The organism is Billgrantia saliphila (genome assembly GCF_002930105.1).
GTDB classification, from domain to species: Bacteria; Pseudomonadota; Gammaproteobacteria; order Pseudomonadales; family Halomonadaceae; genus Halomonas; species Halomonas saliphila.
Genome location: NZ_PJRN01000008.1, coordinates 119,889 through 136,102, shown reverse-complemented (window position 1 = coordinate 136,102; position 16,214 = coordinate 119,889). Strand labels below are relative to the sequence as shown.

Here is a 16,214-nt window from a genome sequence, read left to right as displayed (position 1 = left end):
GAAAAGGACGCATATTATGGCGAAGGGGGGGCGGGGGTTCCAGTGGCAAAGCGGAAGCGACGATAGATGAAAATTCAAACTGTTGTTTGAATTGGTTGTCGGAGCGGGCCTAGAATCGGGAGCGCCGACTCGGCCAAAGCATACCGGTCGCTGCCACAGCCTGGGCCGCCGTATCGTTGGCAAGCGTCGATCAGGGCGGGCCGCCAATGACTGTCTGATAACGCCTATGGCTGACTTTTAGCCTATGGCTGTCCTATATATAGGGAGAGTTAAAGTGGATGCTCGTATTTCCCGCGTCACTCTGCGCGTGCGCGGCTATCATCTCGATGGCTACGGCCACGTCAACAACGCACGCTATCTCGAGTTCTTCGAAGAGGGGCGCTGGGGCTACTTCGACGACCGTCCGGATCTCGCCCGTCACTTCGCTTCCGGTAACCCGGCGCTGGTGGCGGTGAACCTCAACATCAACTACCGCCTGGCCGCCGTGGCGGGCGACGACCTCGAAGTGCTCACCCAGGTGGCCGAACTCGGTAGCCGCAGCGCACGCATGTACCAGCAGATCCGCCGTCTGAGCGACGCAAGGCTGGTGACCGATGCCGACCTCACTTTCGTCCTGCTCGACGTTCGCGCCCAGCAATCCATGGCCATCGAAGGGGAGATCCGCCAAGCGCTGGAGCCGTTGGTGCTGCCCAAGCAAGATTAAGCCACAGCACCATCTGCCCGGCCCTGTCCAGGCTTTCCTTGCGCTGTCCCGCACGCTGCCTTTGTGCCCGTCAGAGTGGTATGATGGCAGGCTGCAATGGCGCGTCGCACGCGACGCGCCAATCCGCTTGTAGCGCAAAGGATTCGACAACCCATGGGTGACATCGCCAGAGAGATTCTGCCAGTCAATATCGAGGACGAACTCAAGCAATCGTATCTCGACTACGCGATGAGCGTGATCATCGGCCGGGCGCTGCCGGACGTGCGGGACGGTCTCAAGCCGGTACACCGGCGCGTACTGTTCGCCATGCACGAACTCGGCAACGACTGGAACAAGGCCTACAAGAAATCGGCCCGTGTAGTGGGCGATGTCATTGGTAAGTATCACCCACACGGTGATAGCGCGGTCTACGACACCATCGTGCGCATGGCACAGGACTTCTCCATGCGCCACGTGCTGGTCGACGGCCAGGGCAACTTCGGTTCCATCGACGGCGACAGCGCCGCGGCCATGCGTTACACCGAGGTGCGCATGGCCCGGCTCGCCCACGAGCTGCTGGCCGACCTCGACAAGGATACGGTCGACTGGGTCGACAACTACGACGGCACCGAGCGCATTCCCGACGTGCTGCCGACCAAGGTGCCCAACCTGCTGATCAACGGCTCCTCGGGCATCGCGGTGGGCATGGCCACCAATATCCCGCCGCACAACATGGGCGAAGTGATCGATGGTTGCCTGGCGTTGATCGACGACTACACCCTGACCGTCGACGATCTCATGGAGTACATCTCCGGGCCCGACTTCCCCACCGCGGGCATCATCAACGGGCGTGCCGGCATCCTCGAGGCCTACCGCACCGGGCGCGGGCGCATCTACGTACGCGCCCGACACACCATCGAGCACGACGACAAGACCGGCCGCGACCACATCATCGTCACCGAGCTGCCTTACCAGGTGAACAAGGCGCGGCTGATCGAGAAGATCGCCGAGCTGGTCAAGGACAAGAAGATCGAGGGCATCGCCGAGCTGCGCGACGAGTCCGACAAGGACGGCCTGCGCGTGGTGATCGAGGTCAAGCGAGGCGAATCCGGTGAGGTCGTGGTCAACAACCTCTTCGCCCAGACCCAGCTGCAGAACGTCTTCGGTATCAACATGGTCGCGATCGAGGACGGCCAGCCCAAGATCCTCAATATCAAGGAGATTCTCGAGGCCTTCATTCGTCACCGCCGCGAGGTCGTCACCCGGCGCACCCTGTACGAACTGAAGAAGGCTCGCGAGCGCGGCCATATTTTGGAAGGCCTGGCCGTGGCCATTTCCAACATCGACGAGGTGATCGAACTGATCAAGGCCTCGCCGAGTGCCGCTGAGGCCAAGGAAAAGCTGCTCGACAAGGTATGGCAGCCCGGGCAGGTCACCGCCATGCTCGAGCGCGCCGGTGCCACCTCGTGCAAGCCCGAGGAGCTCGAAGAGGGCTTCGGTCTCAACACCACCGGCACCGAGTACCGCCTCTCGCCGGCCCAGGCTCAGGCCATCCTCGAGCTGCGCCTGCATCGCCTGACCGGGCTCGAGACCGAGAAGCTGCTCGACGAGTACCTCGGTATTCTCGAGAAGATCGCCGAGCTCTCCGCGATCCTGGCCTCCAGCGAGCGACTGCTCGAGGTGATCCGCGAAGAACTCACCGCCGTGCGCGATCAGTTCAGCGATCCGCGGCGTACCGAGATCCAGGCCAGCCACCTCGACCTCTCCATGGAGGATCTGATCGCCGAAGAGGACATGGTGGTCACGGTTTCGCGGACCGGCTACGCCAAGACCCAGCCGCTTTCCGACTACCAGGCCCAGCGTCGCGGCGGTCGCGGCAAGTCCGCCACCGCCATGAAGGACGAGGACGTCATCGAGCATCTGCTGGTGGCTTCGACCCACGACACCGTGTTGCTCTTCTCCAACAAGGGCAAGGTCTACTGGCTCAAGGTCTACGAGATGCCGGTGGCCAGTCGCGGGTCGCGCGGCAAGCCGCTGGTCAATTTGCTGCCGCTGGACGAGGGCGAGTCGATCAACGCCATCCTGCCGGTGCGCGACTACAGCCCCGACTGCTACATCTTCTTCGCCACCGCCAAGGGCACCGTCAAGCGCACCAGCCTCGACCAGTTCTCGCGGCCGCGTAGCGTCGGCCTGATCGCCATCGATATCGAAGAGGACGATCGTCTGGTGGGCGCCGCCATCACGTCGGGCAACGATCATGCGATGCTGCTTTCTTCCAACGGCAAGGCGATCCGCTTCGAGGAGACCACCGTGCGCGCCATGGGGCGCACCGCTCGCGGCGTGCGTGGCATGCGCCTGCTGGGCGGCGCCGAGGTGATCAGCCTGATCATTCCCCAGAGCCAGCAGATCGATGCCAATGCCGACAATGACGCGGAGGGCGAAGAGAATGCGGCCCTGGAGAACGGCAACGGTGGGCAGATCTATATCCTCACCGCCTCCGAGAACGGCTACGGCAAGCGCACTCGGCTCGAGGAGTTCCCGCTGCGCGGGCGTGGCGGCCAGGGCGTGATCGCCATGCAGACAAGCGAGCGCAACGGCGCCCTTGTGGCCGGCATGCAGGTCTACTCAGCCGACGAGATGATGCTGATCACCGACCGGGGCACGCTGGTACGTACTCGCGTCGACGAGGTGTCGATCACCTCGCGCAACACCCAGGGCGTGATGTTGATCCGCCTGGGCAACGACGAGAAGCTGGTCAAGACCGTGCGCATCGACGAGCCGGAGGCGGACGACAGCGAAGCCATCGAAGGCGAGTCGGAGGGGGCAGCACAGTCCGAGGCTACTGATTCGTCAGAGCAGGGCGCGGCCGACGAGAACGAAGAATCCTGAAACGGAACACCACGCTGATGACACGCCACTATAACTTCTGCGCCGGTCCCGCGGCGCTGCCCACCGCGGTGCTCGAGAGGGTGCGGGAAGAGATGCTCGACTATCACGGGCGCGGGCTCTCGGTCATGGAGATGAGCCACCGCTCGCCCGAGTTCGTGGCCATCGCCGAGCAGGCCGAGGCCGACCTGCGCGAGCTGCTCGATGTTCCCGAGAACTACAGGGTCCTGTTCCTGCAGGGCGGTGCCAGCCTGCAGTTCTCCATGGTGCCCATGAACCTGCTGGGGCGGGGCGGCAGTGCCAACTTCGTCTATACCGGGATCTGGGGCAAGAAGGCGCAGGCGGAAGCGAAGCAGTTGGGCTTTGGGGTGCACGTGGCGGGGTCCAGCGAAGCCAGCGGCCATACCGAAGTGCCCGCCCAGGCCGACCTGGCGCTGTCGGATGATGCCGTCTACCTGCACTACACCGCCAACGAGACCATCGGCGGGCTCGAGTTCGACTATATCCCCGATGTCGATGTGCCGCTGGTGTGCGACTATTCGTCGAGCATCCTGTCGGGGCCGCTCGACGTGTCGCGCTTCGGCGTGATCTATGCCGGTGCGCAAAAGAACATCGGTCCCGCCGGCCTGACCCTGGTGCTGGTGCGCGACGATCTGCTCGACCGGCGCTGCGAACGCATGCCCAGCCTCTTCGACTATCGCGCCATGGCCGACGCGGGCTCCATGGTCAATACGCCACCCACCTATGCCTGGTACCTGGCGGGTCTGGTGTTCCAGTGGCTCAAGCACGACATTGGCGGCCTGGAGGCGATGGATGCGCTGAACGCACGCAAGGCAGCGCGGCTGTATGCCTACATCGACGAAAGCGGGCTCTACTCCAATCCGATCGCCAGACACAACCGTTCGCGCATGAACGTGCCCTTCGTGCTGGCCGACGAGCGGCTCGACAAGCCGTTCCTGGCCGAGGCCGAGGAGGCCGGGCTGCTCAACCTCAAGGGGCATCGTAGTGTCGGCGGCATGCGGGCGAGCCTGTACAACGCCGTGCCCGAGGCAGCGGTCGAGGCGCTGATCGCATTCATGGCCGACTTCGAGCAACGCAGGGGATAAGCCCATGACCGATACCCCCAACCTCGACTCGCTGCGCGAACGCATCGACGATCTGGACAACGAAATCCTGCGCCTGATCAGCGCCCGCGCGGAGTGCGCCAAGCGAGTCGCCGAGGTCAAGACCCAGAGCGACCCGAGCGCCGTCTTCTACCGCCCCGAGCGCGAAGCCCAGGTGTTGCGTCGTATCATGGAGCTCAACCCCGGGCCGCTCAACAGCGAGGAGATGGCGCGGCTGTTCCGCGAGATCATGTCCGCCTGCCTGGCACTGGAACAGCCGACCAAGGTGGCTTATCTCGGGCCGGAAGGCACCTTCACCCAGCAGGCGGCGCTCAAGCACTTCGGTCACAGCGCGGTCAGCATGCCCATGGCGGCCATCGACGAGGTCTTTCGCGAGGTCGAGGCGGGGGCCGTCAACTACGGCGTGGTGCCGGTGGAGAACTCCACCGAGGGCGTGGTCAGCCACACCCTGGATTCCTTCATCGACTCCTCGATCCACATCTGCGGTGAAGTGGTGCTGCGCATTCACCATCACCTGTTGATCGCCGACACCACCCTGCGTGACAAGATCTCGCGCATCTACTCGCATCCGCAGTCGCTGGCACAGTGTCGCAAGTGGCTCGATGCGCATTTTCCACGTGCCGAGCGGGTGCCGGTCTCGTCCAACGCCGAGGCGGCAAGACTGGTCAAGAGCGAGTGGCACAGTGCGGCCATCGCCGGCGACATGGCGGCCAAGCTCTACGGTCTCGAGAAGATCGCCGAGAAGATCGAAGATCGCCCCGACAACTCCACGCGCTTCCTGATCATCGGCAGCCAGCACGTGCCGATGTCCGGCGAGGACAAGACCTCGATCGTGGTGGCCATGCGCAACCAGCCCGGCGCTCTGCACGACCTTCTGGAGCCGTTCCATCGGCACCAGATCGACCTCACGCGCCTGGAAACGCGCCCCTCGCGCACCGGTGTGTGGAACTACGTCTTCTTCATCGACTTCAAGGGCCACGTGGATGAGCCGCGAGTCGCCGCCGTACTCGAGGAAGTGCGCCTGCGCGCCTCCGAAGTGAAGGTGCTCGGCTCCTACCCCGTGGGCGTGCTGTAGGCGTGGCGGTCGGCAACGCCCACGGTGAGCCGTCGGCCGAGTCGCGCATCCTCATCGTCGGCCTGGGGTTGATCGGCGGTTCGCTGGCCGCCGCGCTGCGCGCCTCCGGTCACGAACGGAGCATCGTTGCTTGCGACCCGGACGCCGCCGAGATCGAGCGCGGCATCCAGATGGGCCTGATCGATGGGGGCGATACGCGGTTGGCGCCGCTCGTCGAGGGGGCCAGTCTGATCGTCCTGGCGGTGCCGGTGCTGGCCATGCGGGGCGTGATGGCCGACCTGGCCGCGGCGCTGCCGAAAGGCGCCGTGAGCGGCGCGGCGCCGCGCGTGGTGATCACCGATGTGGGCAGCACCAAGGCCGCGGTACGCGACTGCGCCCTGGCGGCCTTCGGCGAGCTACCGGCCGGGCTGGTGCTGGGACACCCCATCGCCGGCTCGGAGAAGAGCGGGGTGGCGGCCTCAGATCCACGGCTCTACGCCAATCACAAGGTCATTCTCACTCCCGCGGCCGATACCGCCCCGGCTGCCGTCGCTCGCGTGCGGGCGCTGTGGCAGGTGTGCGGTGCCGAAGTGCTGGAGATGGAGGTGGAGCGGCACGACCAGGTGCTGGCGCGCACCAGCCACCTGCCGCATCTGCTGGCGTTCTCGCTGGTCGATACCCTGGCGCGCCAGGACGAACGCCTGGATATCTTCCGCTACGCGGCGGGAGGCTTTCGCGACTTCACCCGCATCGCCGGCAGCGATCCGGTGATGTGGCGCGACATCTTCACCGCCAACCGCGATGCCGTGCTGGCCGCCCTCGACGACTTCGAGGCGGGGCTCGGCCGGTTGCGCCGCGCGGTGGAGGCCGGCGACGGCGATGCCATGCTCGCCACCTTCGACCGGGCGAGCCATGCCCGGCACTATTTCGACTCTCTCCTGAACCAGACCAGTTATCAGGCGGAATACCAGATGCAACGACAAGGCAAGCTCTCCTTCCGCGCCGCTCCCGGCGGGCGCGTGGCCGGGCGCATCCGCGTGCCCGGCGACAAGTCGATCTCCCATCGCTCGATCATGCTCGGCGCCCTGGCCGAAGGGGTCACGGAGGTGAAGGGCTTCCTGGAAGGGGAGGACAGTCTGGCCACCCTGCAGGCATTTCGCGAAATGGGCGTGGCTATCGAAGGGCCGCACCAAGGGCGGGTGACCGTGCATGGCGTCGGCATGCACGGCCTCAAGGCACCTTCCGGCCCGCTCTACGTGGGCAACGCCGGTACCGCCATGCGCCTGTTCGCCGGCCTGCTGGCGGGGCAGGGCTTCGACACCGAGCTGATCGGCGACGCCTCGCTGACCAAGCGCCCCATGGGACGCGTGGCCGACCCGCTGCGACTGATGGGAGCGAAGATCGACACCGCCGAAGGCGGGCGTCCGCCGCTGAAGATCCGTGGCGGCCAGAAGCTCAAGGGCATCACCTACGACATGCCCATGGCCAGCGCCCAGGTAAAGTCCTGCTTGCTGCTCGCCGGGCTCTATGCCGAGGGCGAGACTCGCGTGCGCGAGCCGGCACCGACCCGCGACCACACCGAGCGCATGCTGACAGGCTTCGGCTATGAGGTGCACCGTGACGGCGACACCTGCTGGCTCCAGGGTGGCGGCAAGCTCGCCGCGGCGCCCATCGACGTTCCGGCGGACATCTCCTCGGCGACCTTCTTCCTGGTAGCGGCGGCCATCACACCGGGCTCCAACCTGCTACTCGAACACGTGGGGATCAACCCCACCCGCATCGGCGTGATCAACATCCTCAAGCTGATGGGCGCCGATCTGCGCCTGACCAACGAGCGCGAGGTGGGCGGCGAACCGGTGGCCGACCTGCACATTCGCTATACGCCGCTCAAAGGCATCGACATACCCCTCGACCAGGTGCCGCTGGCCATCGACGAGTTCCCGGCGCTGTTCATCGCTGCGGCCAGCGCCAATGGGGTGACCCGCCTTCGCGGCGCCGAGGAGCTGCGCGTGAAGGAGTCCGATCGCATCCAGGCCATGGCCGACGGCCTGGCCATCATCGGCGTCGAGCACACCGTGGTAGAGGACGGTATCGATATCGTCGGTGCCGGCGACCGCGAGGTAGCCTACGGCGGGGGGCGTATCGACAGCCTGGGCGACCATCGTATTGCCATGGCCTTTGTGGTGGCCTCCCTGCGTGCGGGAGACGAGATCGTCATCGACGACTGCGCCAACGTCGCCACCTCGTTCCCGGGCTTCACGGAACTCGCACGGGTGGTTGGCCTCAGAGTGAGCGAGGAGACGCAAGAGGTGGGGGCATGAGCGAAGCCAAGGTGCTGACTCTGGATGGGCCCGGCGGCGCCGGCAAGGGCACGATCAGCCGTCTGGTCGCGGAACGCCTGGGCTGGCGCCTGCTCGATAGCGGCGCCCTTTACCGCCTGGTGGCGTTGGCTGCCAAGCGTCACGGCATCGCGCTGGACGACGAACCGGCTTTGGCGCGGCTCGCCGCCGAACTCGATGTGGTGTTTCTGGCGGAGGACGAGAGCACCCGGGTGCTGCTGGAAGGCGACGATGTCAGCCGTGAGTTACGCACCGAGCAGGTAGGCGATGCGGCGTCGCAGGTGGCCGGGCTGAATGGCGTGCGTCAGGCGCTGCTGCAGCGCCAGCGCGACTTCCGACAGGCCCCCGGCCTAGTGGCCGACGGCCGCGACATGGGCACCGTCGTATTCCCCGATGCCGACCTCAAGGTATTCCTCACGGCGAGCCCCGAGGAGCGTGCCAGACGGCGCCACCTCCAGTTGCAGGAAGCGGGGGTGGATGCTAGTCTATCGAGTCTTTTGAAGGAAATTCAGGCACGCGATGCACGTGACATGCAGCGCAGCGTGGCTCCGCTCAAACCGGCGGAAGATGCCATAACGCTGGATACCACGCGTCTGAGTATACCGGAAGTGGTGGAACGGTTGACGGAGTGGCTGGCCGAGCGCGGCCTCGTCCCCGAGACTTGATCTCCCTTGCGGCGCCCTCGATGGATGTCATGGCATGGTCGGGCAACTTCCCAACTCGGCAAGCCCGGCCAGGTCCAACCAGCGCTAACATCCCCGGGGGTTTGGTAAATAAGGCCCGCACTCGCTGGTGGTGCGGAGAAGGCGGCAACGCCTCAACACCGTTGATCACGTAGGAAAATCATGAGCGAAAGCTTTGCTGAACTGTTTGAACAGTCCCTTCAGGACATCAACATGGAGCCGGGCGCCATCGTCACGGCAACTGTCGTCGACATCGAGGGTGACTGGGTCACCGTCAATGCCGGCCTGAAGTCCGAAGGACAGATTCCCGCGGCTCAGTTCCGCGACGAGAACGGCGAGCTCACCATCGCCGTTGGCGACGAAGTCAGTGTCGCCCTGGAAGCCGTCGAGGACGGTTTCGGCGAGACGCGCCTGTCGCGCGAGAAGGCCAAGCGCGCCGAAGCCTGGAAGGTGCTGGAAGCGGCCTTCGAGAAGGAAGAGATCGTCAAGGGTGTGATCAACGGCAAGGTCAAGGGCGGCTTCACCGTCGACATCGACTCCATCCGTGCATTCCTCCCGGGTTCCCTGGTCGACGTGCGTCCGGTGCGCGACACCGCGCATCTCGAGCACAAGGAACTCGACTTCAAGGTCATCAAGCTCGACCCCAAGCGCAACAACGTGGTGGTGTCCCGCCGCGCCGTGCTCGAAGCCGAGAACAGCGCCGAGCGTGAGGCCCTGCTCGCCACTCTGCAGGAAGGCCAGCAGATCACCGGTATCGTCAAGAACCTGACCGACTACGGCGCCTTCGTCGACCTCGGCGGCGTCGACGGCCTGCTGCACATCACCGACATGGCCTGGAAGCGCATCAAGCATCCGAGCGAGATCGTGGCCGTGGGCGACGAGATCAACGTCAAGGTGCTCAAGTTCGACCGCGAGCGCAACCGCGTCTCCCTGGGCCTGAAGCAGCTGGGCGAGGATCCGTGGGTCAACATCAAGGACCGCTACCCCGAGGGTACCGTGGTGCCGGCTCGCGTCACCAACCTCACCGACTACGGCTGCTTCGCCGAGCTGGAAGAGGGCGTCGAGGGTCTGGTCCACGTGTCCGAGATGGACTGGACTAACAAGAACATCCATCCGTCCAAGGTCGTCAACATCGGCGACGAAGTGGATGTCATGATTCTGGACATCGACGAGGAGCGTCGTCGCATCTCCCTGGGTATCAAGCAGTGCACGCCGAACCCGTGGGAAACCTTCAATGCCCAGTACAACAAGGGCGACCGCGTGTCCGGTACCATCAAGTCGATCACCGACTTCGGTATCTTCATCGGTCTGGAAGGCGGCATCGACGGTCTGGTTCACCTCTCCGACCTGTCCTGGTCCGAGCCGGGCGAAGAGGCCGTGCGTCGCTTCAAGAAGGGTGACGAGGCGGAAGCCGTCATTCTTTCCATCGATCCGGAGCGCGAGCGCATTTCGCTGGGCATCAAGCAGCTCGATACCGACCCGGTCGCCGAGTACCTGTCCGTCAACGACAAGGGCTCCGTGGTCAGCGGTCGTGTGGTCGAGGTCGATGCCAAGGAAGCTCACGTCGAGCTGGCCACTGACGTCGTCGCCGTGCTCAAGGCGTCCGAGATCAGCGCCGATCGCGTCGAAGACGCGCGCAACGTGCTGACCGAAGGCGACACCGTCGAGGCCCGCATCGTCGGCGTCGATCGCAAGAACCGCGCGATCAGCCTGTCGATCAAGGCCAAGGATCAGGACGACACGCGTCAGAACCTGAAGAAGCTGCGCGACCAGGAAGTCGAGACCGGTGGCCCGACCACCATCGGCGACCTGATCAAGCAGCAGATGGGTCAGGACTGATCGTCCTTCGAGCTCCGCTTGCCGGAGCTCGAACCCGGCTTTCGAGCCAAGAAAAACGCCACCCTAGGGTGGCGTTTTTTATGTCTGGCTTGCTTCTCTAAGCCGAGTAGTAATCCAGGAACTTCACCGGCTGGCTCTCCTCGATCACCTCCGCCCATAAGTCGTACTCGTCGGCGTTCGTCACCCTGGCTCGAACCACGTCGCCGGGGCGCAGCGTGCGTGCCGACTCCAGGAACACCATGCCGTCGATCTCGGGGGCATCGGCCTCGCTGCGGCCGATCGGTCCCTCCTCGTCGGCTTCATCCACCAAAACTTCGATCTCGCGGCCGATCTTGCCCTGTAGGCGAGTGGCGGAGATCTGCTGCTGGTGGGCCATGAAGCGCTCCCAGCGCTCCTGCTTCACCTCGTCCGGCACCGTTTCCAGGCCCAGTTCGTTGGCTGGCGCGCCTTCCACCGGCGAGTACTGGAAGCAGCCTACGCGGTCGAGCTGGGCCTCGCTCAGCCAGTCGAGCAGGTACTGGAAATCCTCTTCGGTCTCGCCGGGAAAACCGACGATGAAGGTGGAGCGAATGGTCAGCTCGGGGCATATTTCACGCCAGCGCTTGATGCGCTCGAGCGTCCGATCCTCGAAGGCGGGGCGCTTCATGGCCTTGAGCACCTTGGGGCTGGCGTGCTGGAAGGGGATGTCCAGGTAGGGCAGGATCTTGCCCGCCGCCATCAGCGGGATCAGCTCGTCCACGTGGGGGTAGGGGTACACGTAGTGCAGGCGAACGCGGATGCCGAGTTCGGAGAGCGCCTCGCACAGCTCGGTGAGGCGTGTCCTCACCTCGCGGCCGCGCCACTCGCCGGGCGCGTAGCGCAGATCCACGCCATAGGCGCTGGTGTCCTGGGAGATCACCAGTAGCTCCTTCACGCCGGCCTTGGCCAGCCCTTCGGCTTCGCGCAGTACGTCACCTACCGGGCGGCTGGCCAGCTTGCCGCGCATGGAGGGAATGATGCAGAAGCTGCAGCTGTGGTTGCAGCCCTCGGAAATCTTCAGGTACGCATAGTGGCGCGGCGTCAGCTTGACACCCTGGGCCGGCACCAGGTCGATGTGCGGGTCGTGCCGGTGGTCGCGCGGGGCCGCCTCGTGCACCGCGCCGACCACGCGCTCGTATTGCTGGGGGCCGGTGACGGCCAGCACGCTGGGGTGGACGTCGCGAATCGCGCCTTCGTCCACGCCCATGCAACCGGTTACGATCACCTTGCCGTTTTCGGCAATCGCTTCGCCGATGGCATCCAGCGACTCGGCCTTGGCGCTGTCGATGAAGCCGCAGGTGTTGACCACCACCACATCGGCGTCGTCGTAGCTGGGCACGATCTCGTAGCCCTCGGTACGCAACTGGGTCAGGATACGCTCGGAATCCACCAGCGCTTTGGGGCAACCCAGCGACACGAAACCGACCTTGGGTGTGGACATGCAGAACCTCTTGGAAAAAATGGGGCGCTTCATCTCGCTCGGCGGTTTGCTGAGCGCTACCGGACAAACGCCTGCGCGAGCGAAGATATAGCCATCATAGAGCAGGATGAGTACCCTGCAGATTGAAGGAAGAGCATTTTAGCGTCGTCCGGGATTATAAGGAACCGCATGGCCACCATCGAACACAGTGCAATTCTCAGAGCTCCGCCGGAGCGGGTCTTCGCGCTGCTGGAGCGGGTCGAGGACTTTGCCGATTACTCCGACCTGATCCAGGCGATCGAGCCTCTCGGCGGTGATCGCTACCGATGGCATGTCCATGCCGTGGGCATGGACTGGACCTTCGATGGCGCTATCGTCGAGAAGCGCCCGCCGGAACTGCTTTCCTGGGAATCCACCGAAGGGGTGTACAACAAAGGCAGTTACCGGCTCGTTCGGGTGGACGAAGGCACCGAGGTGCACTTCACGTTGACCTATACCCTGCGCAATCGATTCATGGAAAAGGCCGTGAACAAGGCAGCCAGGCCGTTGGTGAACAAAGTGAGTCGTCAAATATTGGAGAGAGTCGAGGCGAGGCTATAGCAAAATTTGATCGTCGCGACTCCTTCTGGTCCGCCACGGCGAGGACTACACTCGACTCGACGAGGCCGATTCGGCCTCATTGAGGAATGCTGTCGTGTTCGAAGGGCTGATGTGGTGCTTCGTGGTGCTGGTGGCTCAGCTTGTACTCCTCCATTATGTCGATCGGCGCGTCGACGCCATGCCGCGGCTGCAAGAGCCGCCCCTGGAAACGCCGGAAGCCCCGATTCCGTCGCCTCCCTGGACGCCAACTCAACAGGGAGAGCGCCTCGACGCTTGATCGGCGCTTGGCATCCAGGCTCGGCGCTTTTATCTATGGGATGACGAGAATCGGAAGAGGCAGTCTTGCCAACAGATCGGCATCCTCGTCGAGCAGCTGGACCAGCTCGGCGCGATGCAGTAGCAAGCCTCCGGCTTCGGCTCGGGACACCAAGCTCTCGAGCTCTCCGGCGTGGCGCGCGTGCAATGGCGCCATGCCATCGAACAGCGAGACGAGCGGCTCGGGAATCGCGGGGGCGGCTTCATGTTCGGTCCCCGCTTGGGCTCGCCAGCGTAGCGGGCCGGGTCGGAAGGGGTGCCGGTCGTCCCACAGCAGCACGGCGCAGGGAGCCTCCAGGATCAAGCGACGGCTGGTGGAGCCCAGGCGCGCGCCCCAGCGCTCGGTGACGCCCGCCTTGCCCATCACCAGCACGTCAGCGGGGCCGGCCAGGGTCAGCGCTTCGCTTGCCACCTGCCCGCGACCGACCTCGAGCCGGTGCCGTACATGGCGACCGGCGACGGCGGCGGTGAGCGCCCGGTTCACGCGCTGACGCTGGCGGACGAGAGTGGCTTCCAGCGAGGCGTGCGTGAAAGGCCGCGTCGCCCCCGACTGACTGCCGATTTCGCAGGAGAACGGGAAGGCCGCACACGCCATCAGGTCCATGTCCTCCACGTAGAGGGCCACCAGCTCGGCCTGTCGTCGGCTGGCCAGATCCACGGCGACGGCCAGTGCCGAGAGGCTATGTCGCGAGGCGTCCAACAGAGCCAGCACGCGAGCGGCGTTCAGTAGCGGTGCTTGCTGGCCATCGGTTCGCTCCTGTTCACTCATCGTCATTGACCTCCTCGCCGTCACCTGGGGCGTCCTCCTCCTTGTCATCGCCATCGCCGACTCGCTTCTTCACCGCCCTGTGAAAGCTTGCCAGGCGTTCGACCACCCGCGCATTGACGCTGCCCGCGGGGTAGCGGCCGCTCTCGTCCGCCTCGCCAGGTGGCATGCCGGTCAGCATTTCCAGTGCCTGGTCGAGCCGCTCGATGGCATAGATCCTGAAATCGCCGGCTTCCATGGCCTCGCGAACCTCGCGCTTGATCATCAGGTGCTCCACGTTGCTTGCCGGGAGCAAGATGCCATGTCCCTTTACATCGCCGCGCGCCCGGCATACATCGAAGAAACCCTCGATCTTTTCGTTGACGCCACCCACCGCCTGTACGCGCCCGTGCTGGTCGATCGAGCCCGTCACCGCCAGCCGCTGGTCGATCCCGACCCGGGCGATGGCCGAGATCAGCGCGCAGGCTTCGGCCACCGACGCGCTGTCGCCTTCGACACCGCCGTAGGATTGCTCGAAGGCAAGGCTGGCCGAGAGCGACAGCGGCACGTCGGGGGCGTAGCGACTGGCCAGGCAGCGCGACAGGATCATCACCGCCTTGGAGTGGATATGCCCACCCAGGCGCGCCTCGCGCTCGATATCGACGACATGGCCTGGGCCGGGGCGTGCGGTCGCCGTGATCCGGGCGGGCTGGCCGAAGGCATAATCGCCCATGCTGAGTACCGTGAGGCCATTGACCTGACCGATTCGCGAACCTTCGATCTCGATCGCCACGGTGCCGCGGACAATTCGCTCGCGGTTGAGTTCATGCAATCGGCTGGCGCGCCAGAGCTGCTGCTCGACAGCCTTCTCGATATGCGCGCGCGAGATGACCTTGGCACCGTCGCGATCCGCCCAATGGTCGGCCTCCTGCAGCAGATCGTTCAATACCCGGTGGCGAGCGACGAGCTTTTTCTGGTCGTCGGCCAGGCGACTGGCTCGCTCGATGGCGGCCGCCACGCCGCTGCGATCGAGAGGTCGCAACGTCGCTTCACGGGCGAGAGTGGCGATCATGCGTGCATAGAGCGACTGGTGGCTATCACTACGGTCCAGCTCGTCTTCCAGGTCGGCCTGAACCTTGAACAGCTCGAGGAAATCGGGATCGTTCTGGCACAGCTGGTAATACGAATGGCGTTCGCCCAGCAGCACGACCTTGACGTCCAGCGGCACCGGTTCGGGTTCCAGCGTGATGGTACTCATCAGTCCGTAGGTCTGCTCCAGCGATTCGGTGCGGATCTCGCCGGCGCGAAGTACGCGCTTGAGCGTCTCCCTGGCGCCGGATTGCATCAGCAGGGCGCGCGCGTCCAAAAGCAGGTAGCCGCCATTGGCGCGGTGCAGGCCTCCGGCACGAATCAGCGAAAAGTCGGTGAGCAGCGTGCCGTTGTGCACATATTGCTCGATGCGTCCTACCAGATGCTGATGCGTCGGCAGATCGACATGCACGACCGGCGCGCCGGCACAGCTTTGGTTGTCGACGATGAGGTTGAGCCGGAAACGGTTGAAGACCGTATCGGGCGAGGTCTCGGGCTGCTCCTGAAGGAACGAGTCCGCGTGCTGCAGGATCGCTTGGCGAATCGCCCGCAGATGATCCATGACTTCGTCGTGACCGCTGTAGCGCTCTTCCAGTTCGGTTAGCGGCGCATCGATCACCGATTGCAGCATTTCTTCGTTGAGCGCCTTGATCTGCTCGCGCAGTTGCTTGGCCAGGCGCGGCATCTGGCGAATCGCCTGGCTCAGTTTTTTCTGCAGCACTTCCACCGTGCGCTCGATGCGCTCACGCTCATCCCTTGGCAGCTTCTCGTACTCCTGCGGCGACATCATCGCGTCACCGTCGGCGGGGGCGAAAGTGAAGCCGTTGGGGGTGGAGAGAAGCAGAATATCGAGCTCACGCGCTTCGCGGCGCACCGCTTCGATGATGTCGCGCTGCCGCTCGCCCATTGCCTGCTTTAGTTCGTGCAAGCGATTCTGGTACTCGTCGCCCTCGAACAGGGCGGGAATGGCCGTACGCAGCTCCTCGACCAGTTGCTCGATGTCGGCGCGCAGCACTCGCCCCATCCCCGAAGGCAACAGTAAATGACGCGGGCGCGAGGGGTCGTCGAAATTGAAGCGATAGGCGATATCGGGTGGGCTGGGCTCCCGTTGGGATCGCTCGGTGAGGAAGCGCTCCACCATCTGGTATTTACCGTGGCCGGAGTGACCGAGTACGTAGAGGTTGAAGCCCTCGCTGCGCATCGACGTGCCGAAATCGAGTGCGTCACGGGCACGTTCGTGCCCGCTCAGCAAATCCAGCGATTCCAGTTCGCTGCTGACCTCGAAGTCGAAGGCATCTTCCGGGCAGGCGCGGTAGACCTGCGAGACGTCCAGGGGTTTCACCAAGCTTTCTCCTTGTCCCATTTCTTCGCTACCGAGTAGCTTCTGGTGGGCTGGCAGGTGCCGAGCGGCGCAGTCCCA

12 protein-coding genes are annotated in these 16,214 nt (G+C 64.6%); 9 read left to right on the top strand and 3 right to left on the bottom strand.

Annotated features, from left to right (window positions below; genetic code table 11):
- Nucleotides 1-274 precede the first annotated feature (274 nt).
- From CYJ07_RS11025 to rpsA, 7 genes are all read left to right on the top strand, one after another.
- Nucleotides 275-703 carry an acyl-CoA thioesterase gene (locus tag CYJ07_RS11025; protein WP_104203750.1) on the top strand — a complete coding sequence of 143 codons (429 nt, stop codon included), beginning with the start codon at nt 275-277 and terminating at the stop codon, nt 701-703.
- A gap of 153 nt (nt 704-856) precedes the next feature.
- On the top strand, nt 857-3,571 hold the full coding sequence (gene gyrA / locus CYJ07_RS11020; RefSeq protein WP_104203749.1) for a DNA gyrase subunit A: 2,715 nt from the start codon (nt 857-859) through the stop codon (nt 3,569-3,571).
- A gap of 17 nt (nt 3,572-3,588) precedes the next feature.
- Nucleotides 3,589-4,674 (top strand): 3-phosphoserine/phosphohydroxythreonine transaminase, encoded by a 1,086-nt coding sequence (gene serC / locus CYJ07_RS11015; protein ID WP_104203748.1) that lies wholly within the window; start codon nt 3,589-3,591, stop codon nt 4,672-4,674.
- A gap of 4 nt (nt 4,675-4,678) precedes the next feature.
- Entirely contained in the window at nt 4,679-5,767 is a 1,089-nt protein-coding gene (pheA, locus tag CYJ07_RS11010; protein WP_104203747.1) for a prephenate dehydratase, read from the top strand.
- Between the two features lie 2 nt (nt 5,768-5,769).
- Nucleotides 5,770-8,067, top strand: a complete 2,298-nt coding sequence (locus CYJ07_RS11005) for a bifunctional prephenate dehydrogenase/3-phosphoshikimate 1-carboxyvinyltransferase (RefSeq protein WP_104203746.1) — start codon at nt 5,770-5,772, stop codon at nt 8,065-8,067.
- A complete protein-coding gene (cmk, locus tag CYJ07_RS11000; protein WP_104203745.1) occupies nt 8,064-8,750 on the top strand; it encodes a (d)CMP kinase in 687 nt (228 codons plus the stop codon). The genes CYJ07_RS11005 and cmk overlap by 4 nt, the downstream gene beginning before the upstream one ends.
- Nucleotides 8,751-8,930: 180 nt before the next feature.
- Entirely contained in the window at nt 8,931-10,607 is a 1,677-nt protein-coding gene (gene rpsA, locus CYJ07_RS10995) for a 30S ribosomal protein S1 (protein ID WP_104203744.1), read from the top strand.
- Between the two features lie 97 nt (nt 10,608-10,704).
- Here the strand turns inward: rpsA and rimO are convergent, their stop codons facing one another.
- A complete protein-coding gene (gene rimO, locus CYJ07_RS10990) occupies nt 10,705-12,066 on the bottom strand; it encodes a 30S ribosomal protein S12 methylthiotransferase RimO (RefSeq protein WP_104203743.1) in 1,362 nt (453 codons plus the stop codon).
- Nucleotides 12,067-12,234: 168 nt separating this feature from the next.
- On the opposite strand from rimO, the gene CYJ07_RS10985 reads away from it, so the two are divergent.
- The gene (locus CYJ07_RS10985) at nt 12,235-12,645 is read left to right on the top strand and encodes an SRPBCC family protein (RefSeq protein WP_104203742.1); all 411 of its coding nucleotides are present in this window, start codon (nt 12,235-12,237) and stop codon (nt 12,643-12,645) included.
- Nucleotides 12,646-12,739: 94 nt separating this feature from the next.
- Entirely contained in the window at nt 12,740-12,922 is a 183-nt protein-coding gene (locus CYJ07_RS10980; protein WP_104203741.1) for a hypothetical protein, read from the top strand.
- Between the two features lie 33 nt (nt 12,923-12,955).
- Here CYJ07_RS10980 and CYJ07_RS10975 read toward each other — a convergent pair whose 3' ends face one another.
- Together CYJ07_RS10975 and CYJ07_RS10970 are read right to left on the bottom strand one after the other, a co-directional pair.
- On the bottom strand, nt 12,956-13,729 hold the full coding sequence (locus tag CYJ07_RS10975; RefSeq protein ID WP_197038322.1) for a universal stress protein: 774 nt from the start codon (nt 13,727-13,729) through the stop codon (nt 12,956-12,958).
- Complete coding sequence (locus CYJ07_RS10970) at nt 13,722-16,136, bottom strand: Lon protease family protein (protein ID WP_231489609.1); 2,415 nt, start codon at nt 16,134-16,136, stop codon at nt 13,722-13,724. Before CYJ07_RS10970 ends, CYJ07_RS10975 begins: the two co-directional genes overlap by 8 nt.
- Nucleotides 16,137-16,214 lie beyond the last annotated feature (78 nt).

Bases quoted from the DNA above. Each gene is read 5' to 3' on its own strand.
- gyrA (WP_104203749.1), top strand. From the start codon at position 857: ATGGGTGACATCGCCAGAGAGATTCTGCCAGTCAATATCGAGGACGAA.
- serC (WP_104203748.1), top strand. From the start codon at position 3,589: ATGACACGCCACTATAACTTCTGCGCCGGTCCCGCGGCGCTGCCCACC.
- pheA (WP_104203747.1), top strand. From the start codon at position 4,679: ATGACCGATACCCCCAACCTCGACTCGCTGCGCGAACGCATCGACGAT.
- cmk (WP_104203745.1), top strand. From the start codon at position 8,064: ATGAGCGAAGCCAAGGTGCTGACTCTGGATGGGCCCGGCGGCGCCGGC.
- rpsA (WP_104203744.1), top strand. From the start codon at position 8,931: ATGAGCGAAAGCTTTGCTGAACTGTTTGAACAGTCCCTTCAGGACATC.
- rimO (WP_104203743.1), bottom strand. From the start codon at position 12,066: ATGTCCACACCCAAGGTCGGTTTCGTGTCGCTGGGTTGCCCCAAAGCG.
- CYJ07_RS10985 (WP_104203742.1), top strand. From the start codon at position 12,235: ATGGCCACCATCGAACACAGTGCAATTCTCAGAGCTCCGCCGGAGCGG.
- CYJ07_RS10975 (WP_197038322.1), bottom strand. From the start codon at position 13,729: ATGAGTGAACAGGAGCGAACCGATGGCCAGCAAGCACCGCTACTGAAC.